The sequence below is a fragment of the Caulobacter sp. BE254 genome, from assembly GCF_031457295.1.
Taxonomy (GTDB): Bacteria; Pseudomonadota; Alphaproteobacteria; order Caulobacterales; family Caulobacteraceae; genus Caulobacter.
The window spans coordinates 40,454-66,378 of the sequence record NZ_JAVDWJ010000017.1 but is presented as its reverse complement, the minus strand read 5'-3'; the positions used below and the strand labels follow the sequence as shown (position 1 = coordinate 66,378).

The window sequence follows — 25,925 nt, the reverse complement described above, 5'->3', positions numbered from 1 at the left end:
GTTAAGTTGGACGCGCCTTGAACACCCCGCCGGACTCCAAGAAGACCGTCCAGAGCTTTTTCCGGGACCGCGCGGCGAACGCCCAGCGCGGCAAACGCCTGCCCGCCCCGCTGGGCCACGCTGACAATACCATCGAGGCCGCCGGCTTTCCCGGGGTGCGGCTCAGCATCGACGAGGCCGACGAGGCCCTGCGCAGCGTCGCCGACCGCCTGGCCCCGCTGCGGCCGCTGCTGGGCCGCGACGACTTCAACATCCTGGCCCTGTCCGGCGGCGCGGCCGGCGGGGCGTTCGGGGCCGGAGCCCTGGTGGGCCTGACCAAGGCCGGGACGCGGCCGCGGTTCGCCATCGTCACCGGCGTCAGCACCGGCGCCCTGATCGCGCCGTTCGCCTTCCTCGGCCCGACCTGGGACGACCGCCTGGCCGAGGCCTATGTCGGCGGCCACGCGGCCGACCTGCTCAGCCTCAAGAGCCTGGGCCCGACCCTGGGCCCCAGCCTGTTCCGCGGCGACTCTCTGGACGGGCTGGTCGCGCCGTTCGTCGATCTGGAGATGATCGAGGCCATCGCCGGCGAGCACGCCCGCGGCCGGCGCCTGCTGATCGCCACCACCAACCTCGACAGCCAGAAGGCGACGATCTGGGACATGGGCGAGATCGCCACCCGCGGCGGCGAGGCGGCCGTGCGGCTGTTCCGCGACGTGCTGGTGGCCTCGGCCACCCTGCCGGGCCTGTTCCCGCCCAAGCTGATCGATGTCGAGGCCCCTGACGGCGAGGGCGGCGTGACCCACTATCAGGAGATGCACGCCGACGGCGGCATCGCCGCGCCGCTGTTCCTGATGCCCGACGCCCTGCTGCGCTGGCGCGAGCTGGGCCAGCGGCTGCGGCGCGGCCGGGTCTATGTGATCTTCAACACCGTGCTCGATCCCTCGCCCCTCACCACTCAGCCCGGGGTGGCCTCGATCATGGGGCGCAGCTTCGAGACCATGCTGCGGTTTTCGTACCGCCAGGCGCTGAGCGTGGCCGCCGGCTTCTGCGCCCGCCACAACCTGCCGCTCTGGTCGGCCTCGATCCCGGCCAGCTTCTCGCATTTCAACATGATGAAGTTCGAGACCGCGGTCATGCGGCGGACCTTCGACGACGCCGAGGCCCTGGCGATCAGCGGCCGGCTGTGGTCCAGCGCCATCCCGGCGCCCGAGCCCCTGTGGCGCGGCCTGTTCAAGCGCCAGTCCGGGACGCGGCGTCAGACAGTCAAGGATCCGATCCTGACGCCGGCCCTGGCCGCGCCGGACGAGCCGCCCATCGACCTGGCGGCCGATCCGGCGGCCAATCCGGCGGTCGGTCCCGGCGTCGAACGGGAAGAACCTATTTCTTGAGGTAGCGGGCGCGCAGCTTCTCGACGCGCGGCGGATCGGCCCGGAAGTCCGCGGCCAGGCCCAGGCGGGCGTTGCACGACGGGCAGCGCACCGAGTCCTCATCGGCCAGCTCGGCCGGCGGGTCGAAGCGCGCGCCGCAGGGCTTGCACTTGAAGTCGCCCGTGGGCGGCGGCGGGGCGGGCTGCGGCGGCTCGGGAGCCCTCAGCACGACGCGCTTGGCGCCGGCCGGCCGCGGGATGCGCTCGAGCGGCGGCGGGCCGCCCGGCGCGGCGACGCCGCTTTTCAGGCTCAGGATCTTGCGGCGAGGAGGCTCGCTATCGCTCATGACGCTGGATGGCTCGGCTGGAGGCCCGGCTGAAGGCTCGGTGGAGGACGGGCGCTAGCTGCATGATCTGAGCCCGAAACTCAAGCGCCGAAGCACATCGCGCCGGCGCGGCTGTCCTACCAGTGCGGCCTCAAGCTGAACGAGAAGGCGACCATCTCGTCCTTCTGGGTGGCCATGCCCATGATCTGGTCCTTGGCCCTGATCTTGCGGTGCACATAGCCGAACGAGGCTTGCATAGGCCCTTTGCGCCAGGCCAGGCCGGCCTGGCCGTCGCCGACCAGCTTGCTGCTGGCGTCGGTGGTGACCCCGGCCCGGCTCCAGTCGCCCTCGCCGCTGCGCAGCATGTTCAGGCCCACGGCCTGGCCGCTGGCGGCGGCGAACATGTACCAGCGCCCTTGCTGGCCGAACTGGCGGCCGTCCTCGACGCCCAGCGAATTGACCACCCGGTCGCCCATCTTCTTGCCGAACCGCACCGTCGCGCCCGCCTCGGCCGAGCCGCCGGCCCCGCCGATGCCCAGGCCGGCGTGCGGCGTGACGTCCAGGGCGTACTTGCCGGCGCCCAGCGACACGGCCGCCGGCCAGCCGCGGGTGACGGTGACGTCGACGTCGCGGTCCTCGAAGCTGTCCTGCTCGGGCCGTACCAGGGCCAGGGGCCGGGTCTGGCCCAGCGGCGCGACGCTGGCCACCGACACGCGGACCGAGTCGACGGCGTGGTGGCCCTCGCCGACCACGAAGGCGTTGGACCGCCAGGTGACCGGGCCGCGGCCCTCGTAATAGCGGTTGGCGTCCAGCAGGCCGGCGTCGCCATAGGCGCCGGCGGGCGAGAGCGCGAAGGTGGGATCGCTGTCGCGGCCGGTCCTGGTGGCGGGCGCCTCGGCGAAGCCGACCGCGCTGCTGGTGGCGGGCCGGACGTTGCGGACGCCCAGGTCCACGGGCGCGCCGGCGCGCAGGTCGACGACAAAGCTGGGCGAGGCAGGCTTGCGGACGGCGCTGGACGCCCTATCTGAAGGCCTGGACGACTTGGCGGCTTTCGTCGGGGCGGACCGCATCGGCGCGGCCTGCGCGGCGGCGACAGCCAGAGCGCTTACCCCCAAGATCGCGACAAATGCCGTGCAAGCACGCATTCAGGTCCCCAGAACCCATTTCCCCACTGAAAGCCTACTCGGAATCCGAGTGACGTCCATGGGACAAATCCCCACGTCATCAACATTTCTTGCGGGCGATGGTTCCGGACGCGAAAACGGCGCCGCGGAGGTCCGCGACGCCGTTGATTTTCAGGACTTGCCGAGCGTTCGCCCGGGCCGGATCACTGGCACGCCAAGCATTCCTCGTAGTCGGTCTTGGACGGCGCGTCGAAGCCGTTGAGAGGCCCCGCCACCGCCACGTCCGAGCCGGCGTAGGACGCCCGCTGCACCGACTTGGAGCGCAGGTAGTACAGCGACTTCACGCCGCGCTCCCAGGCCTGCCAATGCAGCATGTGCAGGTCCCACTTGTCGACGTCGCCGGGCAGGAAGATGTTCACCGACTGGCTCTGGCAGATTTCCGGCGTGCGGTCGGCGGCCAGCTCGACCACCCAGCGCTGGTCCAGCTCGAAGGCGGTCTTGTAGACGTCCTTGTCGTCCTGGCTGAGGAAGTCCAGGTGCTGGACCGAGCCCTCGTTCTCCAGGATCGAGCCCCAGACCGCGTCGGTGTTCTGACCCTTCTCCTCGAGCAGACGCTCCAGATAGGGGTTCTTGACCGCGAACGAACCCGACAGGGTCTTGTGGGTGTAGATGTTGGCCGGGATCGGCTCGATGCCGGCCGAGGTGCCGCCGCAGATGATCGAGATCGAGGCGGTCGGGGCGATGGCCAGCTTGTGCGAGAAGCGCTCCAGCGAGCCGCGCTCGGCGGCGTCGGGGCAGGGGCCCTTCTCCTGGCCGATGGCGATCGAGGCCTTGTCGGCCTCGCGGCGCAGGTGCTTGAACATCCGCATGTTCCAGCTCTTGGCCAGGGCGCTCTCGAACGGCACGTTCTGGCTTTGCAGGAAGCTGTGGAAGCCCATCAGGCCCAGGCCCACCGAGCGCTCGCGCATGGCCGCGTAGGCGGCGGTCGAGGCGGCGTCCGGGGCGCGGTCGATGAAGTCCTGCAGGACGTTGTCGAGGAAGCGCATGATGTCCTCGATGAACATCGGGTGGTCGCGCCACTCCAGGAAGGTCTCGGCGTTGACCGACGACAGGCAGCAGACGGCGGTGCGGTCGTTGCCCAGGTGGTCGACGCCGGTGTGCAGCATGATCTCGCTGCACAGGTTGGACTGGCGGACCTTCAGGCCCAGCTCGCGCTGGTGCTGGGGCATGGCCCGGTTCACGGTGTCGGAGAAGATCAGGTAGGGCTCGCCGGTCTGCAGGCGCAGCTCCAGCACCTTCTGCCACAGGGCCCGGGCGTCGACCTCGCGCAGGACCTCGTTGGTCTTGGGCGAGCGCAGGCCGAACTTGTGGCCGTCGCGGACGGCGTGCATGAACTCGTCGGTGATCGAGATGCCGTGGTGCAGGTTCAGGGACTTGCGGTTGAAGTCGCCCGACGCCTTGCGGATCTCCAGGAACTCTTCGATTTCCGGGTGGTGGATGTCCAGATAGACGGCCGCCGAACCGCGGCGCAAGCTGCCTTGGCTGATCGCCAGGGTCAGGCTGTCCATCACGCGGATGAAGGGGATGATGCCGCTGGTCTGGCCCTGGCCCTTGACCTTCTCGCCGATCGACCGGACGCCGCCCCAGTAGGTGCCGATGCCGCCGCCGTTGGCCGCCAGCCAGACGTTCTCGTTCCAGACGCCCAGGATGCCGTCCAGGCTGTCGTCGACGGCGTTCAGGAAGCAGCTGATCGGCAGGCCGCGCTCGGCGCCGCCGTTGCTGAGCACCGGGGTCGACGGCATGAACCACAGCTGGCTCATATAGTCGTAGACGCGCTGGGCGTGGTCGGCGTCGTCGGCGAAGGCCGTCGACACGCGGGCGAACATGTCCTGGTAGGACTCGCCGGGCAGCAGGTAGCGGTCTTCCAGCGTGGTCTTGCCGAAATCGGTCAGCAGGGCGTCGCGCGAGCGATCGACCTCGACCTTGCGCACCAGCGCCAGTTTCGGACGTTCGGCCTTCATCCCGCCGGTGCGGGCCTGGGGGATAGCCGTCGTCTTCGCCGCTTCACTGCCGTTCATGATCAAAATCCATAATCAATCAGCGTGTTCCGGAAAAGGGATCGCCCCGCCCAGCCGCTACATCTTGTGGCCGAGGAGCCCCCTCAGCCCACATATGGGGCCACAGTGGCTAATGACTCGTCAACGACGAGATGCGCCCCGCGGGCGAGTTTTTTCTTAACAAGCTGTGAACGAACAACGGTGGCCGAGAAGATGCTGGGCATCATCAAGGGGTTGCACGGCAAAGGCGAACGCGGCTGCGACGTGCTGTCGCGGGCCACAAAGAAGTGATCCGATCGCGGACCGGATTCCATCGAAAGGCGCTTGCTTCGGCCAGCCTCCCGCCGATGGGCGATCCGACGCCCACGGCGCATCCCTGGCCCCTTCATTTCTCGGCTTCCACACCCTGGCGCGACGGCGGTCGAGGCAAGGAGACGAGACAAAAGAAAAGGGCCCGGCGTCGCCGCCGGGCCCTCAACCTAGTTCGCGATCTGGATCTTAGAAGTTGATCGAGATCGTGGAACGGCGGTTCAGCGGTTCCTTCACACCATCGCCGGTGGCGACGGCGGGGGCGCTTTCGCCCTTCCAGTCAACGGCCAGGGTGTCGGCGGCGACACCGGCGCCGACCAGGGCGTCAGCCACGGCCTTCGCACGACGCTCCGAGAGCTTGGCGTTGTACTTCGGCGAACCCGAGGTGTCGGTGTGACCGACGACCACCAGCTTGGTGGCGTGACCCGAGGTCGCGTAGTTCGCGGCTTCCGAAACCACCGACTGGGCTTCCGGCGTCAGCACGTACTGATCGAACGGGAAGTAGACGATGAATTCCTTGGCCTCGTAGGCCACCGGCGGCGGAGGCGGCGGGGGCGGGGGAGGCGGCGGGGGAGGCGGCGGCGGGGGCGGGGGCGGAGGAGGGGGCGGCGGGGGCGGCGGAGCCGCGAAGGAGTACCGCAGACCGACGGTCAGCGATTGATCCTTGTACTGCCCTTCGAACGCGCCGGGGTTGATCGGGCCCGAGCTGGTGGTTTGCCAGCTGTGGTCCTGGGTCGCGAACCAGCGATAGGTCACGTCGACCTTCAGCTTGTCGGTCGCCTTGATCGAGGCGCCGGCGATGGCCTGCCAGGCGATGGCGATGTCGTCGTCGTCGGCCGTCAGGTTCTGGATCGCCGGGTTGGTCGCGGTGACCGGGCCGACGCCGCTGTATTGGCCCAGCGCGCTGACGTCCAGGCGATTGATGCCCACGCCGGCGCCCAGGTACGGGTTGATCCACGATTCCGGCGCGAAGTCGTACAGGACGTTGACCATCAGCGACCAGGAGTCGATCGAGCCCGACGGGCTGCCGCAGGTCGGGGCGGCCGTGGTGCGGGTCACGCCGGGGGTGCAGAGGCCGAGCGGCTGCTGGCGAACCGGGTTGCCGCGGACGCTGGTCAGGTCGCCGGGGCGATAGCCGCCCTCGACTTCAGCGCGCCAGTTCGGGTTGAACTGGTAGCCCAGGCGGACGAAGCCGGCCCAGTCGTTGTCCGTCGACCAGGTCCAGTGCGCCGCAGCGCCGTCCCGCAGGATCTGTTCGGATTCGGTAGTGATGCCCTCGGGCCAGTGGTAGCCAAGGTCGACCGCGCCGTACCAGCCGGTCTCTTGGGCCGAAGCGGCGCCAGCGGCGAACACCGCGGCCAGAGCCACCCCCGCCAGGAGTTGAAGTTTCATATCAAGAGCCCTCTATTGCCCTGCACCGGCCGAGACCGACCGAGCATTGTTATACCAAGGCGCGCGATCCGCGAAAGTGTCAGCAGAGCAACACCCGCCAGGTTTCGGCGTCCCTTAGGGAAGACGCCGCGAACACCTGACCGCCCCCACAGAATCAACTTCCGAGCGTTTCGGCTGACTGTCTCGGAAAAAGCGCCAGCATGGTATCGGTTCGCACGTGAATCCGCGCAGCGCAAGGCCTTGGGCACGTTTTGCCCTTCAAGGATGCGTAAAAACGTCGCGTTCGGGGGCGGATTCCGCCGGGCCGTACAAAGGGCGCCGGCTACCTCAGTCGAGGGTTCGGCGATAGCGGGACATGGCGGCGGCGGCGATGGCCACGACAAATACCGCCAGGGCGGCAAGACTTGTCCACAGGTCCAGAACACCCAGTCCTTTAAGTAAAGACCCGCGCACGACCCGCAGGAAGTGGGTCACCGGAATCACGCTGCCCAGGGCCTGGGCCCAGGCCGGCATGCCCCGGAACGGGAACATGAAGCCCGACAGCAGGATCGACGGCAGAATGTAAAAGAATGACATCTGCACGGCCTGCAGCTGGTTGCGGGCCACGGTCGAGATCAGGAAGCCCAGCGACAGCGACCCCAGGATGAACAGCACCACGCCCACGGCCAGGGCGTCCCAGCCGCCCGCCATGGGCACCGCGAACAGCACCCGCGCCAGGACCAGGATCACCACCGTCTGGATCAGGCCCACCACCACATAGGGCGAGAGCTTGCCGATCATCACCTCGATCGGCTTGGCCGGGGTGGCCAGCAGACTCTCCATCGTGCCGCGCTCATATTCGCGGGTCATGCCCAGCGAGGTCATCATCACCAGGGTCAGGGACAGCACTACGCCCAGCAGGCCCGGCACGATGTTGTAGGCGGTGATGGCTTCGGGATTGTAGCGCCGGTGGATCACCACCTCGAACGGTTCCTGGCCGCCCCCCAGATCGGAAGGCGACGCGGCCGCGCCGACCAGGTCGCGGGAAAGCGCGGTACGTGGAAGATTGGCCAGGGCGGCGATGGCCCCGCCGGTGGCGGCGGGGTCCGACGCGTCGGCCTCGACCAGGATCTGGGCGTCGTCGCCGCGCACCACGCGCCGGGTGAAGTCGGCGGGGATGGTCAGGGCGAACTGCACCTCGCCCCGGGCGATGGCCTGGTCCAGCTCCTCGGGCGAGGCGGCCTCGCGGACGATCTTGAAATAGCCGTTGTGGGCCAGGGCCGAGAGGGCCGAGCGGGCCATGGGCCCGTGGTCCTGCACCAGCACCGCCGTCGGCAGGTCGCGCGGGTCGCTGTTGATGGCGTAGCCGAACAGCAGCAGCTGGACGATCGGCATGACCAGGATCATCGCATAGGTCAGCCGGTCACGCGTGAGCTGGATGAACTCCTTGGTCAGCACCGCCAGGATGCGGTTCAGCGACAGGCCGCGATCGGCCGAAGTCCGCGGATCGGAAGACTGGGCGCTCCTTGGGGCGCTCATTGGAAGTTGTCCTTCGACGAGGCCATCAGCTGGATGAACACGTCCTCCAGGGTGGGCGACACCTCGGTCCAGGTCAGCGGCGGCTTGCGGTAGGGGGCGATGGCGGCCTCGAGCGCCGCGCGGTCCTGGCCGCTGACGTGCAGGGCGGCGCCGAACGGCGCGGCCATGGCCACGCCCGGCGCCTTGGCCAGCTCCCGGCCCAGGCGGTCGGCCCCGGGCCCCTCGGCCCGGAACGTGGTCAGGCCCGACTGGCCGATCACGTCATCCAGCGTGCCGCGGGCCATCAGCTTGCCGTAGGCGATATAGGCGATGTCGTGGCAGCGCTCGGCCTCGTCCATGTAGTGGGTAGAGACCATCACGGTCAGGCCCTCGGCCGACAGGGCGTGGATCTCATCCCAGAACTCGCGCCGCGCCTGGGGATCGACGCCCGCCGTGGGTTCGTCCAGCAGCAGCAGGCGCGGTTCGTGCAGCACGCAGGCGGCCAGGGCCAGGCGCTGCTTCCAGCCACCGGACAGGCTGCCGGCCAGCTGCTTCTGGCGATTGGCCAGGCCCAGGCGGTCCAGGGCTTCGTCCACCCGCTCCCGCCGGCGGTCCAGGCCGTAGATCCGCGCCGTGAAGTCCAGGTTCTCGCGGATCGACAGGTCCTCGTAGAGCGAGAACTTCTGGGTCATGTAGCCGGTCTGGCGCTTGATCGCCTCGGCGCGACGACGGAAGTCCAGCCCCAGCACCGTCCCCTCGCCGTCGTCCGGGGTCAGCAGGCCGCACAGCATGCGCAGGGTGGTGGTCTTGCCCGAACCGTTGGGGCCCAGGAAGCCGGTGATCTTGCCCGCCCCGACCTGGATGGTCAGGTCCTGGACCACGTGCTTGTCGCCGTACGACTTGTCCAGGCCGCGCACGTCGACGGCGAGGTCGGCGACGCTCACTTGCCCGCGGCCTTCAGCGGGACCACGTCGACCGGCAGGCCCGGCGGCAGGTCGGCCGGGTGGTCCGGCAGGGCTTCGATCAGGAACACCAGCCGGTCGCGGGCGTCGCGGCTGTAGATCACCGGCGGAGTGAACTCGGCCCGGGGACTGACGAAATTGATCCGGGCCCCGAGCCCGGCCTTGCAGCCGTCGCAGGCGAAGGCGATCCGCGTCCCCGGCCGATAGAGCGCGACCTCGGCCTGGGGCACGTAGAAGCGCAGGCGCACCCGGTCGTCGGCCAGCAGGGCCACCACTGGCTGGTTGGCCGCCACCCACTCGCCGGGCTGGTAGAAGACGTCCTGCACCCGGGCGGCGGCCGGGGCCCTGGGGCTGATCTGGTCCAGGCGGTTCTGGGCGACCGCCAGCTGCTCGCGGGCCGCGGCGGCCTGGCTTTGCGCGGCGCGGACGGCGTCGGTTCGCCCGCCCAGCGTTCCGACCCGGCGCTGCTGCTCGACGGTGCGGACATTGGCCTGGGCGGTCTTCAGCGCGGCGCGCGCCTGGTCGAGGCGAGCGGGGGCGTAGATGCCCTTGGCCGCCAGGGGCGCGATACGGTTGTAGTCGGCCTGGGCCTCGGCGAGGGCGGCGGCGGCGGCGGCCCGCTGGGCGTCGTAGACCGCCAGTTCGTCCGGCCGCTGGCCCTTGGCGGCGTCCAGGGCCTGGGACTGGGCGGCGGCGGCCTGGGCGGCGGCCTGGTCGCGGGCGGCGACCAGCTGGGCGGCGTCCAGGGCGAACAGCGGCTGGCCGGCGACGACCCGCTGGCCGCGCTGCACCGACACCGTGCTGACCGGCCCCGCCGCCGAGGCCCCGACATACAGCGTCTCGCCCTCGACATAGCCCGACAGCCGCCGAGGATGGGCCGCGCCCGGCCCCCAGAGCCGCCAGGCGACGAACCCGACGACGCCGACGGCCACGACGGCCAGGACGATGCGAACCGGCGGCTTCATGCGCGCCCCTCCGCCGGCTGGACCAGCATGCCCTGCAGGACGACCTCGGCGTGCTGGGCCAGCAGGGCCTTCAGGTCGATCGGCTTGACCCCGACCGGCACGAACACCTCGCGCCACAGCACGCCCAGCAGCAGGGGCCCGGCCAGGCTGAACACATAGAGCTGGGGATCGCCCGGCCGCACTTCGCCGCGCGCCTGGGCGGCGGCCACCGCCGCGCTGATCGCCCCCAGCATCACCGAGACCACGTCCTCGTGCCAGACCTTGGCCAGTTCGGGGAAGTTGCGCGACTCGCCGATCACCATCTTGGCCACCGCGCCCAGCCGGCCCTGGGTGATCACCTCGGCGACGCGGGCGAAGGCCAGGCGGATCAGGTGGCCGAACGGCAGGGGGCTTTGGGCCACGAAGCCGGCGACGGTCGCCAGGTTGGGGACGATCGTCTCGCGCACCACCGCCCGGAACAGGTCCTGCTTGGTCTCGAAATAGAGATAGAGCGCGCCCTTGGAGACCCCGGCCCGGGCGGCGATGTCGTCCAGCCGCGCGGCCGCGAAGCCCTTTTCGGAGAACACCTCCAGCGCCGCGGCGATGATCTCGCCGGGCCGGGCCTCGCTGCGTCGTCGCCACTTGGGCTGGCCGGTCTGCATGGTGCGGGCGCTCGATGTATATAACTGACTCGTCAGTTATATACGAAATCGCGACGATCGCAAGCTTCGGCGAAGCCCAGGCCCCGCAGGTGAACCCGATGTCACTATGTCGAAGGCCGCATCGCCCCTAGGTTGCCTCGCGAACCTCGGCAGCGGACCTCCTTGATGACCACCATCGCCCGGACTTCCTCGACCCCGCGCGCAAGGGGCATGGCGCGGCGCGAGCTGCTCGCCCTGGCGCCGGCGATTCCGCTGGCGCTGTCCGACGCGGCGAACGCGGCCGGGGCGGCGGATCCGGTCGGAACGATCGTCGCGGAGTTCGTGCGCACGGGCCGCGTCGACGGTATCTCGGCCGCCGTCGTGCACGGCGGACGCACCCGCTTTCACAACGCCGGCCTGATCACGCGCGGCGGCTCCACGCCAGCGACCGAGCGCAGCGTCTACGAGATCGGTTCGATCTCCAAGACCTTCACCGGCCTGCTGCTGGCCCACGCGATCCTCGAGGGCCGCGCGGCCGCCTCGGACGACGTGCGAAAATACCTGCCCCCGGGCTACGGCAACCTCGCGCGTGGCGACCGCCCCGTGCGGCTGATCGACCTGGTCGACACCACCTCGGCCCTGCCGGACAACCTGCCCGACTGGCGCCAGGCGATCGGCGACGCCAAGCCCGAGCAGATCCCGTTCATCGCCGCCAAGCTCCTTGAGGGCTATACGTCCGAGAAGCTGATGGCCGACCTGCGCACGGCCAGCCTGGTCGACACCCCCGGCGCGGCGCCGCGCCACTCCAACGTCGCCTCGCAACTGGTCGGGATCGTGCTGGAACGGCTCTACGGCCGCCCGTATGAGGCCTTGCTGGCCCAGTATGTCGAGCGGCCGCTGGGCATGGCCTCGGGCGTCGCCGCGCCGTCGTCCGCCCTGGTCGCACAGGGCTATGACCCCAGCGGCCCCGCGACGCCGGCGCTCACCGCGCTCGTGGTCCGCGCGGCCGGCGGACTGCGCTATTCGGCGGCGGACATGGCCCGCTACCTCGCCGCCCAACTGGCCGCGCGCGATCCCGCCATCGCCCTGACCCACCAGCCGGCCTGGGGCTCGCCCGACACCGGCGCGATCGGCTTCCACTGGATGATCGCCAAGACCGCCGACAGCCAGGTCTACCTGCGCCACGGCGGCGGCACCTTCGGCTTCTCGAGCTATTGCGATTTCTATCCGGACAAGGGCTACGGCATCGTCCTGCTGGCCAACCGCGCGGGGCTGGAGGGCGCGCTGCAGTCGGCCGCCGACGCCGCGCACGAGGCGCTGTTCGGCCGCCCCCGCGGATTGGCGGCGCTGGAGGCCGCGCTCGAGCAGAGCCGCTACGCCGACGTCGCCGCCTCGGTCGCCGACGCGCGCCGCCGCTTTCCGGAGCTTCACCTCACCGAGGAGCGCGTCAACGGCTGGGGCTACCGCCTGCTGTTCGCGCCGCGCCCGGCCGACGCCAAGGCGCTGTTCGGCTACAATGTCGCCCAGCACCCCGACAGTTGGAACGCCCACGACAGCTACGCCGAGGCGCTGGCGGCGACCGGCGACAAGGCCGGGGCCATCGCCGAGTACCGCCGCTCGCTGGCGCTGAACCCGGCCAACGACAACGCCGAGAAGATGATCGCGAAGATCTCGGCGGGACAGTAGCGGCTTGGTCCGAAAACCTCGTCCTTCGACAAGCTCAGGATGAGGTTTTCGACTGCCACCGCCTACACAACGGTCCTCATCCTGAGCTTGTCGAAGGACGAGGACCAGGCACCGCGCGAGACGCCCTAAACCCGCCCCGCGTCCCTAAGCCGCTTCCTCTTCCCGCCCAGCGCGTCCGGCCGGTTCAGGACCTTGCGGTATTCGTCGCGGCGCTCGTGGATCGAGGCGATGACCAGGCCCATGGGCACGCCGATGTCGACCAGCACGGCTTCCGACAGCTGCAGGCTGGCCTCGATGGTCTCGGGCACGGCGTCGGTGGCGCCCAGCTCGTAGAGCCGGGCGGCGTGGCGGGCGTCGCGGGCCCGGGCGACGATGGTCAGGTCGGGGCGATGGCCGCGCGCGGTGGCCACCACCGCCTCGGCCGCTTCCGGCGAGTCCATGGTCACCACCACGGCCCGGGCGTGGTCCAGGCCGCAGCGCTCCAGCAGCTCGACCCGCGAGGCGTCGCCGAAATAGACCCGGTGGCCGGCGCGGCGGCCCTGCTGGACGAAGCTGGGGTCGCGGTCGATGGCGATCCACGGCAGGTCGTGGCGGTCCAGCATGTCGCCGACCAGCCGGCCGACCCGGCCGTAGCCGACCACCAGCACCCGGCCGGCCGGCTCCTCGCTGTGCAGGCCCACCAGGTCGGGCGCCTCGCTGACCGGCGCCGCCGCCTTCTTGGCCAGTCGCCCGCCGAGGCCCGACAGGACCGGGATCAGGAACATGGTCAGGGTCGCGGCCACCAGCACGGCCTGGCCGACCTGGTCGGAGACCACGCTGGCCGCCATGGCGTTGTCCAGGATCACGAAGGCGAACTCGCCGCCGGCCGCCAGGGTCAGGGCCGCCTCGATGGACGCCCGGTTCGATAGGCCGAACAGCCGGCCCAGCCCCAGGATCATCACGCCCTTGACCACCAGCAGGCCGACGGCGACGCCCAGCACCAGGGCCGGCGAGGCGACCAGCAGCGACAAGTCGAGGCGGATGCCCAGCGACACGAAGAACAGGCTGAGCAGCAGGCCCTTGAACGGCTCGATCTTGACCTCGACCTCGTGGCGGTACTCGGTCTCGGCCAGCAGGATGCCGGCCACGAAGGCGCCCAGGGCCATCGACAGGCCCGACAGCGACGCCACCAGCCCCGCGCCGATGATCACCAGCAGGCAGGCGGCCATGAACATCTCTTCGCTCTTGGCTTTCGCCACCGAGCGCATCATCGGCCGCAGGGCCAGGCGGCCGAACAGCACGATCGCTCCCAGCCCGACCGCCGCCGGGCCCAGGGCCAGCAGGTCGCCCAGGCCGAACGTGCCGTCGCCCCGGCCCAGGATGGCCAGGGTGATCAGGATCGGGGCCACGGCCAGGTCCTGGAACAGCAGCACCGAGAAGGTGGCCCGGCCGCCCTCGGCGTGCAGCCGCTTGCGCTCGACCAGCACCGGCACGGCGATGGCGGTGGACGACAGGGTCAGGGCCGCGCCGATCGCCAGGGCGGCCACCGGCGGCTGGCCCAGGGCCATGGCGATCGCCCCCAGGGCCAGCGAACAGCCGATCATCTGCAGGGCGCCCAGGCCGAAGACCAGCTTGCGCATCAGCCGCAGCCGCTCCCACGACAGCTCCAGCCCGATCATGAACAGCAGGAACACCACCCCGAACTCGGCCAGCTGGGCGATTTCCTGCGGGTTGTCGACGGTGACGTAGTCCAGCCACGGAAAGCTGCGGCTCAGGGCGCCCAGGCCGAACGGCCCCAGGACCACCCCGGCGATCAGGAAGCCCAGGATCGGGTTCAGCTTCAGCCGCTTGAACAGCGGCGCGACGATGCCCGCCGTGGCCAGGAACAGCACCAGGTCCTTGTAGTCCGCCGGCGACATCGCGTGGTTCACGTGGTCTTGCCCCCTCTTGGCGCGTTCCTAGCTGGCTAGCTTCAGTCTTACGCCCGCCCCGGCCTCGGCCCCGAGGTCGCCGCCGGGCGGGATCAGCGCGACGCCGCCGGCTTCCAGCGCGTCGATCAGCAGGCGTTCGGTGCTATGGTGCAGGGCGTGGCGCTCGGTCTCGAAGTCCTTGACCGTGCTGCGCGAAACGCCCGCCCGGTCGGCCAGCTCGCCCTGCGACCAGCTGAGCAGGCCGCGGGCGCCCCGGCACTGGGCCGGCAGGAGAATTTTGGCGTGGGGCATCTGGTGCTCCTGGGTATCGTCACCCATATTGGTTGAATACGACCGAAAATGTTGACCGTCAAGGAGCGCCTTTGCACCACACCTCGCTGATCGCCACCATCGTCGCGGGCCTGGGCCTGGCCTTCGTGTTCGGCGCCATCGCCAACCGCCTGAAGCTGCCGGTCCTGGTCGGCTACCTGGTGGCCGGCGTGGTCGTCGGCCCGTTCACCCCCGGCTACGTGGCCGACCAGGAGTTGGCCCCGCAACTGGCCGAGATCGGCGTGATCCTGCTGATGTTCGGCGTGGGGCTGCACTTCTCGGTCAAGGACCTGATGGCGGTGCGCAAGATCGCCATCCCCGGCGCCGTGGTCCAGATCCTGGCCGCCACCGCCATGGGGATCGGCCTGGCTCACCTGCTGGGCTGGACGCTCGGGGCCGGCATCGTGTTCGGCCTGGCCCTGTCGGTGGCCTCGACCGTGGTGCTGCTGCGCGCCCTGCAGGAGCGGCGGCTGATCGAGACCGACCGCGGGCGCATCGCCGTCGGATGGCTGATCGTCGAGGACCTGGCCATGGTGCTGGCCCTGGTGCTGCTGCCGGCCCTGTCGGGGATCCTGGGCGGCGAGGCCCCGCCGCCCGGCCCCGGGGGCCTGTTCGGCGCCTTCGCCATGACCATCGGCAAGGTCGCGGCCTTCGTGGCCCTGATGCTGATCGTCGGCCGCCGGCTGATCCCGTGGATCCTGCACCGCATCGCCCACACCGGCTCGCGCGAGCTGTTCCGGCTGGCGGTGCTGGCCATCGCGCTCGGGGTGGCGTTCGGCTCGGCGGCGCTGTTCGGGGTCTCGTTCGCCCTGGGGGCCTTCTTCGCCGGCATGATCATGGCCGAGAGCGAGCTTTCCCAGCAGGCCGCCAACGAGACCCTGCCGCTGCGCGACGCCTTCGCGGTGCTGTTCTTCGTCTCGATCGGCATGCTGTTCAACTGGTCGGTGATCCTGCGCGAGCCCCTGGCCGTGCTGGCCACCCTGGCGATCATCGTGGTCGGCAAGTCGCTGGCCGCCTGGTTGATCGTCGTCGCCTTCAAGCGCCCGCAGAGCGTGGCCCTGACCATCTCGGCCAGCCTGGCCCAGATCGGCGAGTTCTCGTTCATCCTGGCCAGCCTGGGCGTGTCGCTGAAGCTGCTCCCCAAGGACGGCCAGGACCTGATCCTGGCCGGGGCCATCCTGTCGATCCTGCTCAACCCGCTGCTGTTCGCGGTGCTGGACAAGGTGCTGCCCCGGCTGGTCGGGCGGACGGGCGAGCCGGCGGCGCCGGCGCTGGCGGCCCAGCCGCACGGCGTGCTGGTCGGTTACGGCCGGGTCGGCAAGGCCGTGGCCGAGGGGCTGAAGGGCCGCATGCCGCTGGTGGTGATCGAGGACGAGGGCGAGCGGGCCGACGCGCTGCGGGCCGGCGGCTTCGAGGCGGTCCAGGGCAACGCGGTCCGGCCCGAGGTGCTGCTGCGGGCCGGCTTGGCCGAGGCCACCCACCTGTTCGTCGCCGTGCCCAGCCCGTTCGAGGCCGCCCGGATCATCGAACAGGCCCGCGCCGCCAACGCCAGGGTCAAGATCATCGCCCGCGCCTATACCGACAACGACGTCGACCTGCTGACCGGCATGGGCGCCGACCACGCCCTGATCGGCGAGCAGGAGATCGCCCGCGGCATGCTGGCCCTGGCCCCGAAGCGCGCGGCGCCGGCGGCCCCCGTGCATTAGGGAAGACCTTCACGTCCGGGGACCGAAAACCTCGTCCTTCGACAAGCTCAGGATGAGGCTTTCTACTGGCGAGGTCTATAAATGGTCCTCATCCTGAGCTTGTCGAAGGACGAGGACCACGCACGGCCTCGGCTGTCGACCTCCGCTTCGCCGCGGCGGGATGACAACATCGGAGGCGAGTTCGACGACGTCGAGTTCGACATCGTCATCGTTTCAACAGGTCGCCTTACCAACGCCCGCCGAACCGGGCATGAAGCTTCGATGCAGAGAACCGTCATGAACCGCCTCGCCCTCGCCTTCGCCGTCGCCCTGGCCGCCGCGGCGCCCGCCTTCGCCGGCGACTATCGGGTCGGCGGGATCGAGATCCGCCACCCGTGGACGCGGCCAGCCCAGGCCGGCATGAACGGCGTCGGCTACCTGACCCTGGCCAATGTCGGGGCCAAGCCGGTCAGGCTGCTGATGGTCCAGAGCTCCGCCGCTCGCTCCGTGACCGTGCACCAGACCAGCCAGGCGGGCGGGGTCTCGTCGATGCGGCCGGTGACCGACGGCCTGACGATCGCGCCCGGCGCCAAGGTCGCCTTCGCGCCCGGCGGCTATCACCTGATGCTGATGGGCCTGACCCGCGCCCAGGCCGTGGGCGGCAAGGTCCCGCTGACCCTGGTGTTCGACGGTGGCCGGCGGATCCGCGTCGACCTGGCGGTGGAATCGGGCGCCGCGAAAGCCGGCGCGACCGATCCGATGGCCGATCCAATGGCGGGCATGCATCACGACCACTGAAACATGACAAAAAAGTAAGGGACGAAACGCCCCGGTTGATGGCCAAGTCGCGGTTCGGTTTTTCAACGGATCGCTGCTTCATGAAACGAATCTGGTTCGCCGCCGCCGCCATGGCCGCGCTGTCCCTCTCGGCCTTCGGCGCGCAGGCGCGCGAGGATCACGACCACGCCTGCCTGAACGAGGCTTGCACCCTGCAGTCGCTGTTCGTCGCCGCCGACACGCCGGCGGCCGGTCCGGCGACCATGTCGCTGGAGTCGCCGCGCTACGGCGCCTGGGGCTTCGACGTCGCCGGCATGGACCGCTCGGCCCGGCCGGGCGACGACTTCTACAAGTTCGCCAGCGGGACCTGGGACGCCAACACCGCCATCCCCAGCGACCGCACCCGCTACGGCAATTTCGACAAGCTGGCCGAGCTGTCCGAGGCCCGCACCAAGGCGATCATCACCGAGGCCGCCGGCAGCAAGGCCCCCGACGCCGACACGGTCAAGATCGGCGCCGCCTACAAGGCGTTCATGGACGAGGCCCTGGCCGAAAAGCTGGACGCCAAGCCGATCGCCCCGGAACTGGCCGACATCCGCAAGGTCGGGACCAAGGACGACTTCACCGCCCTGATGGGCCGCAACCCGACCACCGGCTTCTCGGCGATCCTGGGCCTGGGGATCAGCCCCGACGCCAAGGCCCCGACGCGCTACGCGGTCTACGCCACGACCGGCGGCCTCAGCCTGCCCGACCGCGACTACTATCTCGACGTCAAGTTCGCCGAGAAGAAGGCCGCCTACGAGGCCTATGTCGCCCAGATGCTGACGATGATCGGCTGGGACAAGCCGGCCGAGAACGCCAAGGCCGTCGTCGCCTTCGAGACCCAGCTGGCCGAGGCCTCCTGGACCCGCGCCGAGCGCCGCGACCGCGACAAGACCTACAACCCCATGACCCTGGCCGAACTCCAGACGCTGACCCCCGGCTTCGCCTGGAACCGCTACCTGGTCGGGACCGAGCTGCCGGCGATCGACCGCGTGGTGGTGACCACCAACACCGCCTTCCCCAAGTTCGCCAAGATCTACGCCGACACCCCGCTGGACACCCTGAAGGCCTGGCAGGCGTTCAAGGTCGCCGACGGCGCCGCGCCGCTGCTGTCCAAGCGCTTCGTCGACGCCAGCTTCGCGTTCCGCAACAAGACCCTGGCCGGCCAGCCCGAGCAGAAGCCGCGCTGGAAGCGCGCCGTCGCCTCGGTCAACGACCAGCTGGGCGAGGCGGTCGGCCGCGTCTACGTGGCGCGCTACTTCCCGCCGGAGTCCAAGGCCAAGATGATCGACCTGGTCGGCAACATCCGCGGCGTGCTGAAGGCCCGCCTGGAGACGCTGGACTGGATGTCGCCGGAAACCAAGGCCCAGGCCGAGGACAAGCTGGCCCAGTTCACCGTCAAGATCGGCTATCCCGACAAGTGGCGCGACTATTCCAAGCTGGTGATCAAGGCCGACGACGTCTACGGCAACGCCCTGCGCTCGGGCGCCTTCGAATGGCGCCACGACGTCGAGCGCCTGAACCAGCCCGTCGACAAGACCGAGTGGGGCATGACCCCGCAGACGGTCAATGCCTACTACAACTCGGTCAACAACGAGATCGTCTTCCCGGCCGCCATCCTGCAGGCCCCGTTCTTCCATCCGGACGCCGACCCGGCCGTCAACTACGGCGGCATCGGCGGGGTGATCGGCCACGAGATCAGCCACGGCTTCGACGACCAGGGCCGCAAGTCGGACGGCAAGGGCGTGCTGCGCGACTGGTGGACGGCCGAGGACGCCGCCAAGTTCAAGGCCCAGGCCGACAAGCTGGGCGCCCAGTACGGCGCCTTCGAGCCCCTGCCCGGCGCCAAGGTCAATGGCGCCCTGACCATGGGTGAGAACATCGGCGACATGGGCGGCCTGGCCTTCGCGCTTCAGGCCTACCACGCCTCGCTGGCGGGCAAGCCGGCCCCGGTGCTCGACGGCTTCACCGGCGACCAGCGCGTCTATCTCGGCTGGGCCCAGGTCTGGCGCTCGAAGATCCGCGACGACGCGCTGCGCCAGCAAGTGGTCAGCGACCCGCACTCGCCGGCCTATTATCGCGTCAACGGCACGATCCGGAACCAGGACGGCTGGTACAGCGCCTTCGACGTCAAGCCGGGCGACAAGCTGTACGTCGCGCCGGAGGACCGGGTGCGGATCTGGTAGTTGGCGTCAGGAGCGTCTTGAACCCTCTCCCATGGGAGGGTGAGGGCGTAAAACGTCCGACGGAGCATCCGGCCTGACGCGTCAGGTCGGGTGCTCCCCGAGTCCGCCAGGCGTCGGCTGGTTCCGAGGTCGCCGCCGTCTCGGCGATCGAAACCGCGTCCGTGGTCCTAGACCCGCACCGCCACCAGCACCGCGCCGGCGGCGATCAGGGCCACCCCCAGCCAGTTCAGCGGCGACAGCTTCTCGCCCAGGAACACGGCGGCGATGATCGCCACGAACACCACCGACAGCTTGTCGACCGGCGCGACCTTGGCCGCCTCGCCCAGCTTCAGGGCCCGGAAGTAGCATAGCCACGAAGCGCCCGTGGCCAGGCCCGACAGCACCAGGAACAGCCACGAGCGCGGGGCGATCGAGCCTGGCGCGCGCCACTCGCCGGCCACGGTGAGGATCAGGCCCGCGAAGCCCAGGATCACCACGGTGCGGATGAACGTGGCCAGGTTGGAGCCGACGCCGTCGATTCCGACCTTGGCCAGGATGGCGGTCAGGGCCGCGAACACCGCCGAGGCCAGCGCCCAGAAGGGCCAGCTCGCCAGGGCGGCCCGGCCCATCAGGCGAAGGCCGCGAAATAGCGCCCGATCAGGGCCTGGTAGATGTTGGCCAGGTCCTGGATCTCCTGGACCGGTACGCGCTCGTCGACCGCGTGCATGGTCGCGCCGACCAGGCCGAACTCGACCACGGGACACAGGCTGCGGATGAAGCGCGCGTCGCTGGTGCCGCCGGTGGTCGACAGCTCGGGCACGCGGCCGGTGGCGTCGCCCACGGCCTGGACGATCACGTCGGTGAAGGCCCCCGGCTCGGTCAGGAAGGCCTCGCCGCTGATCTTGCACAGCGCCTCCACCCGGCCCGAGAAGCCCTCGGCCGCCTCGCGGCACTCGTGCTCGATCCAGGCCTGCAGGTCCTTGCCCTTGTGGGCCGGGTTGAAGCGGATGTTGATCCGCGCCTTGGCGCTGGCGGGGATGACGTTGGTGGCGGCGTTGCCGACATCGACCGTGGTGACTTCCAGGTTCGAGGGCTGGAAGCCCGTATAGCCCTCGTCCAGCACCCGGCTCTGCAGGCGCGAGAGGATGTCGACCATCACCGGGATCGGGTTGGCGGCGCGGTGCGGATAGGCCACGTGGCCCTGCTTGCCGTCGACGGCGATCCAGGCGTTGATGCTGCCGCGCCGGCCGATCTTGACCATGTCGCCCAGCAGGTTGGCGCTGGTCGGCTCGCCGACGATGCAGTGGTCGATGACCTCGCCCTCGGCGGCCAGGGCCTGGACGACGCGGACCGTGCCGTCCTCGGCCACGCCCTCCTCGTCGCCGGTGATCAGGAAGCTCAGCGAGCCGGGCAGGTCCCGCGGCAGGCGGGAAACGGCGGCGACGAAGGCGGCGATGGCGCTCTTCATGTCGACCGCGCCGCGGCCGTAGAGCACGCCGTCCTTGATCTCGGCCTCGAACGGCCCTGCGGTCCAGGCGGCGGTGTCGCCGACCGGCACCACGTCGGTATGGCCGGCGAAGCAGAGGTTGGGCCGCGCGGTCCCGCGCCGGGCGTAGAGGTTCTCGATCTCCCCGAACCTCATGCGGCGGCAGGCGAACCCCAGGGCCTCCAGCTGGCGTTGCAGCACGTCCATCGCGCCTTCGTCGGCCGGGGTCACCGAAGGACGGCGGATCAGCGCCTGGGCGAGGGCGACGGGGTCGAGAGAGAGGCTGGCGTCGGTCATCGTGCTGGCTTTAGGCTCCCCCGACGCCCGACGCAAACCCGAGAACATCGCCATGCCCAAGATCGACATCCCCGCCGCGCCCACACGGGTGGGAACCGACTATCCGCCGCCCCATGACGCCAAGTGCCAGGGACGACGGCGCTGGACCCTCGGCGACCTGGCGGGACTCGACCAGTTCGGCGTCAACCTGTTGCGCCTGCCGCCCGGCCAGTGGAGCAGCCAGCGCCACTGGCATTCGGCCGAGGACGAGTTCGTCTTCGTGGTCGAGGGCGAGGTGGTGCTGGTCGACGACGCAGGCGAGACCGTCCTGCGGGCCGGCGACTGCGCGGGCTTCAAGGCCGGCGTCGCCAACGGCCACCACCTGGAAAACCGCTCGGACCGCGAGGCGGTCCTGCTGGAGATGGGCTCGCGCCGGCCCGGCCAGGACACCTGCACCTATGCCGACATCGACATGGTCGCGCGGGCTGGGGAGGACTTCTATCGACACAAGGACGGCACGCCCTATCCGTCCAAAGCGTAGCGGGCGACCTGGCACGCGGGGGTTGGCCGCGACCGGTTTTCTTGTCCGCCATGGCCGGGCGCGCTATGGTCCCGAGGCGTGTGGAGGACTGGATGGGTCCGTTCGTTCAAGCTCTTCTCGGTTCGACGCCCATGGCGCAGTTGGCGCTGCCGGCCGCCCGGCGGGTCGGCCGCCGCTGATCCTCGCCGTCCTCCAGGCCCGCATGGGTTCCGAACGCCTGCCGGGCCGGCCGTCGATGCCGCTGGCCCGGGCGCCGCTGGTCGTGCGCCAGATCGAGCGGATGGCGCGCGCCCGGCGCCTGGACCGGATCGTGGTCTCGACCACCACCGATCCCGCCGACGACGTGCTGGAGGCGGTGGTCCGGCGCGAGGCTGTCGCCGTCCATCGCGGTCCGCCCCAGGACGAGCTGGCCCGGCTGGCCGGGGCCCTGGACGCCCACCCGGCCGACCATGTCGTGCGGGTCGGCGACGACAGCCCGCTGATCGACCCGGACCTGATCGACGCGACGATCGCCCTGCACCTGTCCGAGGGCGCCGACCACACCACCAACCGCTCGCCCGGCGCGGCCTTCCCGGCCGGCCAGGGGGTGGAGGTGATCACCGCCGAGGGCCTTCGCCGCCTGGCCGCCGAAAGCGTGGCGCTGCGGCTGCGGGCCGCAGACGGGCCCGAGGCGCCGCCGACGCCGGTCCGCTGGTCGTCCCTGGCCCTGCTGGCCCAACCCGACCAGGGCGAGGTGCGCTGGGCGGTCGAGAGCCCGGCGGACTACGCCTTCGTGGCGGCGGTCTATGACGCCCTATACCCGGTCGACCGCGCCTTCACCTCGGCCGACGTCCGGGCGCTGCTGGAACGGCGGCCGAACCTGGCGACGTTCGGCGGGGCGAGGCGGCTGTGAGGGCGGTGGTTTACGATCTTCACCCGCAACCCCCACCGTCATCCCGGGCCTTGTGCCCGGGACCCCTGGTTCAGCTGACGGTGAAGCGCCATGGCGCGCTGGCGCGCCACCCCTCCGCACCTGCGGCGGACAGAGGGGTCCCGGGCACAAGGCCCGGGATGACGGCGTGGAAGGGGGCGAGGCGGCTGTGAGCGCAGCCTCCCAACCCGCCATCCTCTTCATCGCCGACGCCGGTCCCCGCGTGGGCGGCGGCCACGTCATGCGTAGCCTGACCCTGGCCCGGGCGCTGGAGGACGCCGGCGCGACCTGCCGGTTCCTGGTCACCCCGGCCGGCAAGACGGTGTTCGACGCGTTCGGCGGCGGGATCTCGTCCATCGCCACCAGCGACCTCACCCAGGCCGAACTGATCGAACGCGCGGCCAGCGCGGCACGAGACCACGACGCCGTGGTCATCGACCACTACGGACTGTCCGCCCCCGACCACCGCGCCATCGCCGCCGGCCGCCCGACCCTGGTCATCGACGACCTGGCCGACCGCCCGCTGGCCGCCGACCTGGTTCTGGACTCCGGCCCGACCCGCGACGCGGCCGACTATGACGGCCTGGTCCCGGCCGCCGCCGAACGGCTGCTGGGGCCCAACCACGCCCCGGTCCGACCCGCCTTCGCCGCCCTGCGCCGAGACGCCCTGGCCCGCCGCGCCGGCGCCCCGTCCGTGCGGCGTATCCTGGTGTCTCTGGGCCTGACCGACGTGGGCGCGATCACCGGCCGGGTCGTCGGCCTGATGCTGCCCCGGGTCGGCGACGCGGTCCTGGACGTCGTGCTCGGCTCGGGCGCGCCCAGCCTGCCCGGGCTGCGGGCGCTGGCCGGGCGCGAGCCTCGCCTGGCGCTGCATGTCGACAGCCAGGACATGCCGCGGCTCACCCTGCAGGCCGACCTGGCCGTCGGGGCCGGCGGCTCGAGCACCTGGGAGCGCTGTGTCCTGGCCCTGCCCACCCTGCTGCTGGTGCTGGCCGCCAACCAGCGCGAGGCCAGCCAGGCCCTGGCCGAGGCCGACGCCGTCCTGGCCCTGGACGTCGCCGATCCGGACTTCGACACGACCTTCGCGACCCAGCTTTCCCGCCTGCTCGCCGACCCCTCGCTGCGCGACCGCCTGTCGGCGGCGTCGGCCGCGGTCTGCGACGGGCGAGGGGCGGCGCGGGTCGCGGCGCATTTCCTGGACCTGATCGCGCGACGCGGGGCTGGATAGCGGCGGGAAAACCCGAAGGTCGCTCGAGACTTTCAGCCCAGACCGGGCAGGTTCCGGGCCAGGACGTCCACGACCTGCGCCATCGAGGGACGGCCGGCGACCTCGGGTCGCGTGCAATCGGCCCGCAGGGCGCGGATCGCGGCCGGACTCTCGTCCTCGCAGCGTTCCAGCAATTCGCCCAGCAGCCGTCCCCAGGCCAGGACATCCAGGCGGTCCAGAGGATCGCCGGGACCGCCCGGCAGGAACGCGGCGCCGCCCAGGTCGCTGAGCACGGCCCGGCCGCCCCCCCCGTCCCATAGGACGTTGTGGGCGTAGAGGTCGCCGTGCGACAGGCCCCTGGCGTGCAGGTGGGCCGCGCCGGTCGCCACGTCGCGGGCGATGCGCAGGGCGACGTCCAGGTCCAGGCGCAGGGCGGGGTCATAGACGTCGCGCGAGCAGCTTTCCAGGCTGGGCGGTCCGGCCAGCACCCGCCAGTCCGCCGGCAGCAGGGCCATCAGCAGGCCCTGGGCGCCGTCGGGATGGTCGACCAGTTGGCCCAGGGCGCCGGTCAGGGTCGGATGCTCGCCGGCGGCCAGGCAGGCGGCCATCTCGCGCTCGGGCAGGCCGTCGCTGGTCATCGCCCCCTTGAACAGCTTCAGGGCGACGGGACGGGTTTGGGCGCCGTCGATCCAGTCGGCCGCCTGGACCAGGCCCGAGGCGCCCTCGCCCAACGGACGTCCCGGCCGCAGGGCCGCCCAGGCGACGGTTCGCCCGGGCGGCGGCGCGCCGTGGTCGAACGGATTGCCGGCCCAGGCCAGCCAGGCCAGGCTCGGGGCCTCGGCCAGCCAGCCGGGCAGGGCCTCCAAGCGGTTGGCCGCCAGGCGCAGCAGTTCCAGCCGCGAATGGCCGGCCAGGCTGTCCGGCAGGGCCTGCAGCCGATTGCCCGACAGCATCAGCTTCTGCAGCAAGGGCCGCTCGCCCAGCGCGGCCGGCAGGGTTTCGATGGCGTTGTCGGTCAGGGTCAGCCAGCGCAGGGCGGGCGGCAGGGATTCGGCCGGGACCTCGCGCAGGGCGCAACCGCGAAAGCCGACCTGGCTCAGCGCCGGGCAGTCGCCCAGGCTGGGCGGCAGCCGCTCGAACCGGTTGCCCGAGCAGAACAGCACCCGCAGCTTGGTCAGCCGGCCCAGGTCGTCGGGCAGGCTGGTCAGGGCGCCGCCGCTGAGGTCCAGCACCTCCAGGGTGTCGGCCAGGGCGAAGATCTCGCGCGGGAACGCGGTCAGCCCCTCGCGGAGCCGCAGTTCGCGAGCGCCGGCCAGGTCGCCGGCTCGCAATTCGGCCAGGGTGGCGGTCGGCATCAGCTCTCCATGGACGGCGGCGCCCCCTCAGTCGCTTCGCGACAGCTCCCCCAGAGGGGGAGCATCTAGCGCGGACCAGCTCCTCCCCCTCTGGGGGAGGTGGCCCGAAGGGCCGGAGGGGGCCTGGGGCCTAGTCGCGCAGCAGGTCGTTGATGCTGGTCTTGGACCGCGTCTTGGCGTCGACGGTCTTGACGATCACCGCGCAGGACAGGCTGGGGCCGCCGTTCTTGTCGGGCAGGCTGCCGGGCACCACGACGCTGTAGGGCGGCACCTTGCCCATGTGGACCTGGCCGGTGGCGCGGTCGACGATCTTGGTCGAGGCCGAGATGAACACGCCCATCGACAGCACGCTGCCCTCGCCGACCACCACGCCCTCGACCACTTCGGAGCGGGCGCCGATGAAGCAGTCGTCCTCGATGATGGTCGGGTTGGCCTGCAGGGGCTCCAGCACGCCGCCGATGCCGACGCCGCCCGACAGGTGGACGCGCTTGCCGATCTGAGCGCACGAGCCGACCGTCACCCAGGTGTCGACCATGGTGGAGTCGTCCACGTAAGCGCCGATGTTGACGAACGACGGCATCAAGATGACGTTCTTGCCGACATAGGCGCCGCGGCGGACGATCGAGCCGGGCACGGCGCGGAAGCCGGCGGCCTCGAACTGCGGGGCGTCCCAGCCGTCGAACTTGTTGGGAACCTTGTCCCACCACGGACCCACCGCCCCGCCCAGGGTGCCGGCGTGCATGACCTTGTTGGGGTTGAGGCGGAACGACAGCAGCACGGCCTTCTTCAGCCACTGGTGGGTGGTCCATTCGCCGTCGATCTTTTCCGACACCCGCACCTTGCCGGCGTCGATCATCAGCAGGGTCTCCTCGACCGCCGTGCGCACCGGGCCGGTGGTGGCGGTGGAGACGCCGTCGCGGGCCTCCCAGGCGGCTTCGACTTCGGTTTGCAGGTCGGCGAGGGGGAGAGAGGTCAT

General features: G+C 70.7%; 22 protein-coding genes and 1 pseudogene. 8 read left to right on the top strand and 15 right to left on the bottom strand.

Translation table 11 applies throughout. The features are described from left to right. Positions 1-17 precede the first annotated feature (17 nt). Positions 18-1,370, top strand: a complete 1,353-nt coding sequence (locus J2X41_RS22465) for a patatin-like phospholipase family protein (RefSeq protein ID WP_310086162.1) — start codon at positions 18-20, stop codon at positions 1,368-1,370. On the opposite strand, the gene J2X41_RS22460 is transcribed toward J2X41_RS22465, so the two are convergent. The 8 genes from J2X41_RS22460 to J2X41_RS22425 all read right to left on the bottom strand — a co-directional run bounded on the left by J2X41_RS22460 (position 1,360) and on the right by J2X41_RS22425 (position 10,621). Beyond that, positions 1,360-1,695 carry a hypothetical protein gene (locus tag J2X41_RS22460; protein WP_310086160.1) on the bottom strand — a complete coding sequence of 112 codons (336 nt, stop codon included), beginning with the start codon at positions 1,693-1,695 and terminating at the stop codon, positions 1,360-1,362. The genes J2X41_RS22465 and J2X41_RS22460 overlap by 11 nt on opposite strands. 116 nt (positions 1,696-1,811) lie before the next feature. Next, positions 1,812-2,819, bottom strand: a complete 1,008-nt coding sequence (locus J2X41_RS22455) for a lipid A-modifier LpxR family protein (protein WP_310086157.1) — start codon at positions 2,817-2,819, stop codon at positions 1,812-1,814. A gap of 182 nt (positions 2,820-3,001) precedes the next feature. Continuing rightward, entirely contained in the window at positions 3,002-4,882 is a 1,881-nt protein-coding gene (locus J2X41_RS22450) for a ribonucleoside-diphosphate reductase subunit alpha (RefSeq protein WP_310086155.1), read from the bottom strand. Positions 4,883-5,353: 471 nt separating this feature from the next. Next, entirely contained in the window at positions 5,354-6,556 is a 1,203-nt protein-coding gene (locus J2X41_RS22445; protein WP_310086153.1) for an OmpA family protein, read from the bottom strand. Positions 6,557-6,883: 327 nt separating this feature from the next. Next, positions 6,884-8,074 (bottom strand): ABC transporter permease, encoded by a 1,191-nt coding sequence (locus J2X41_RS22440; protein WP_310086150.1) that lies wholly within the window; start codon positions 8,072-8,074, stop codon positions 6,884-6,886. Further along, entirely contained in the window at positions 8,071-8,997 is a 927-nt protein-coding gene (locus tag J2X41_RS22435) for an ABC transporter ATP-binding protein (RefSeq protein ID WP_310086148.1), read from the bottom strand. Before J2X41_RS22435 ends, J2X41_RS22440 begins: the two co-directional genes overlap by 4 nt. Beyond that, a complete protein-coding gene (locus J2X41_RS22430) occupies positions 8,994-9,980 on the bottom strand; it encodes an HlyD family efflux transporter periplasmic adaptor subunit (protein WP_310086145.1) in 987 nt (328 codons plus the stop codon). Before J2X41_RS22430 ends, J2X41_RS22435 begins: the two co-directional genes overlap by 4 nt. After that, positions 9,977-10,621, bottom strand: coding sequence for a helix-turn-helix domain-containing protein (locus J2X41_RS22425; RefSeq protein WP_310086142.1), 645 nt, complete (start codon positions 10,619-10,621; stop codon positions 9,977-9,979). The genes J2X41_RS22430 and J2X41_RS22425 overlap by 4 nt, the downstream gene beginning before the upstream one ends. Before the next feature lie 165 nt (positions 10,622-10,786). Here J2X41_RS22425 and J2X41_RS22420 point away from each other — a divergent pair, with 165 nt between their 5' ends. Then, complete coding sequence (locus tag J2X41_RS22420; RefSeq protein WP_310086139.1) at positions 10,787-12,286, top strand: serine hydrolase domain-containing protein; 1,500 nt, start codon at positions 10,787-10,789, stop codon at positions 12,284-12,286. Between the two features lie 11 nt (positions 12,287-12,297). On the opposite strand, the pseudogene J2X41_RS25375 reads toward J2X41_RS22420, so the two are convergent. The 3 genes and pseudogenes from J2X41_RS25375 to J2X41_RS22410 form a co-directional block, all read right to left on the bottom strand. Continuing rightward, a pseudogene (locus J2X41_RS25375) lies at positions 12,298-12,387 on the bottom strand (hypothetical protein); the annotation flags it as partial. Between the two features lie 24 nt (positions 12,388-12,411). Further along, entirely contained in the window at positions 12,412-14,184 is a 1,773-nt protein-coding gene (locus J2X41_RS22415) for a cation:proton antiporter (protein WP_404979976.1), read from the bottom strand. 39 nt (positions 14,185-14,223) lie between these two features. Beyond that, positions 14,224-14,487: a helix-turn-helix transcriptional regulator gene (locus J2X41_RS22410; protein ID WP_310086133.1), complete on the bottom strand. Its 264-nt coding sequence runs from the start codon at positions 14,485-14,487 to the stop codon at positions 14,224-14,226. Positions 14,488-14,558: 71 nt separating this feature from the next. On the opposite strand from J2X41_RS22410, the gene ybaL reads away from it, so the two are divergent. The 3 genes from ybaL to J2X41_RS22395 all read left to right on the top strand — a co-directional run bounded on the left by ybaL (position 14,559) and on the right by J2X41_RS22395 (position 19,195). Then, a complete protein-coding gene (gene ybaL, locus J2X41_RS22405) occupies positions 14,559-16,211 on the top strand; it encodes a YbaL family putative K(+) efflux transporter (RefSeq protein ID WP_310086130.1) in 1,653 nt (550 codons plus the stop codon). 276 nt (positions 16,212-16,487) lie between these two features. Continuing rightward, positions 16,488-16,988 (top strand): copper chaperone PCu(A)C, encoded by a 501-nt coding sequence (locus J2X41_RS22400; protein WP_310086127.1) that lies wholly within the window; start codon positions 16,488-16,490, stop codon positions 16,986-16,988. Positions 16,989-17,068: 80 nt separating this feature from the next. Continuing rightward, positions 17,069-19,195: a M13 family metallopeptidase gene (locus tag J2X41_RS22395; RefSeq protein ID WP_310086124.1), complete on the top strand. Its 2,127-nt coding sequence runs from the start codon at positions 17,069-17,071 to the stop codon at positions 19,193-19,195. 167 nt (positions 19,196-19,362) lie between these two features. Here J2X41_RS22395 and J2X41_RS22390 read toward each other — a convergent pair whose 3' ends face one another. Further along, positions 19,363-19,803, bottom strand: coding sequence for an EamA family transporter (locus tag J2X41_RS22390; RefSeq protein WP_057185516.1), 441 nt, complete (start codon positions 19,801-19,803; stop codon positions 19,363-19,365). Continuing rightward, positions 19,803-20,957, bottom strand: coding sequence for a succinyl-diaminopimelate desuccinylase (dapE, locus tag J2X41_RS22385; RefSeq protein WP_310086119.1), 1,155 nt, complete (start codon positions 20,955-20,957; stop codon positions 19,803-19,805). The genes J2X41_RS22390 and dapE overlap by 1 nt, the downstream gene beginning before the upstream one ends. Before the next feature lie 52 nt (positions 20,958-21,009). Here dapE and J2X41_RS22380 point away from each other — a divergent pair, with 52 nt between their 5' ends. The 3 genes from J2X41_RS22380 to pseG all read left to right on the top strand — a co-directional run bounded on the left by J2X41_RS22380 (position 21,010) and on the right by pseG (position 23,615). After that, positions 21,010-21,477 carry a cupin domain-containing protein gene (locus J2X41_RS22380; protein ID WP_310086117.1) on the top strand — a complete coding sequence of 156 codons (468 nt, stop codon included), beginning with the start codon at positions 21,010-21,012 and terminating at the stop codon, positions 21,475-21,477. A 175-nt stretch (positions 21,478-21,652) separates the two neighbouring features. Then, on the top strand, positions 21,653-22,369 hold the full coding sequence (locus J2X41_RS22375) for a cytidylyltransferase domain-containing protein (RefSeq protein WP_310086277.1): 717 nt from the start codon (positions 21,653-21,655) through the stop codon (positions 22,367-22,369). Positions 22,370-22,628: 259 nt separating this feature from the next. Further along, the gene (gene pseG, locus J2X41_RS22370; RefSeq protein WP_404979975.1) at positions 22,629-23,615 is read left to right on the top strand and encodes a UDP-2,4-diacetamido-2,4,6-trideoxy-beta-L-altropyranose hydrolase; all 987 of its coding nucleotides are present in this window, start codon (positions 22,629-22,631) and stop codon (positions 23,613-23,615) included. A gap of 32 nt (positions 23,616-23,647) precedes the next feature. On the opposite strand, the gene J2X41_RS22365 is transcribed toward pseG, so the two are convergent. Together J2X41_RS22365 and dapD are read right to left on the bottom strand one after the other, a co-directional pair. Then, complete coding sequence (locus tag J2X41_RS22365) at positions 23,648-24,949, bottom strand: leucine-rich repeat-containing protein kinase family protein (RefSeq protein ID WP_310086110.1); 1,302 nt, start codon at positions 24,947-24,949, stop codon at positions 23,648-23,650. 130 nt (positions 24,950-25,079) lie between these two features. After that, the gene (dapD, locus tag J2X41_RS22360; protein WP_310086106.1) at positions 25,080-25,925 is read right to left on the bottom strand and encodes a 2,3,4,5-tetrahydropyridine-2,6-dicarboxylate N-succinyltransferase; all 846 of its coding nucleotides are present in this window, start codon (positions 25,923-25,925) and stop codon (positions 25,080-25,082) included.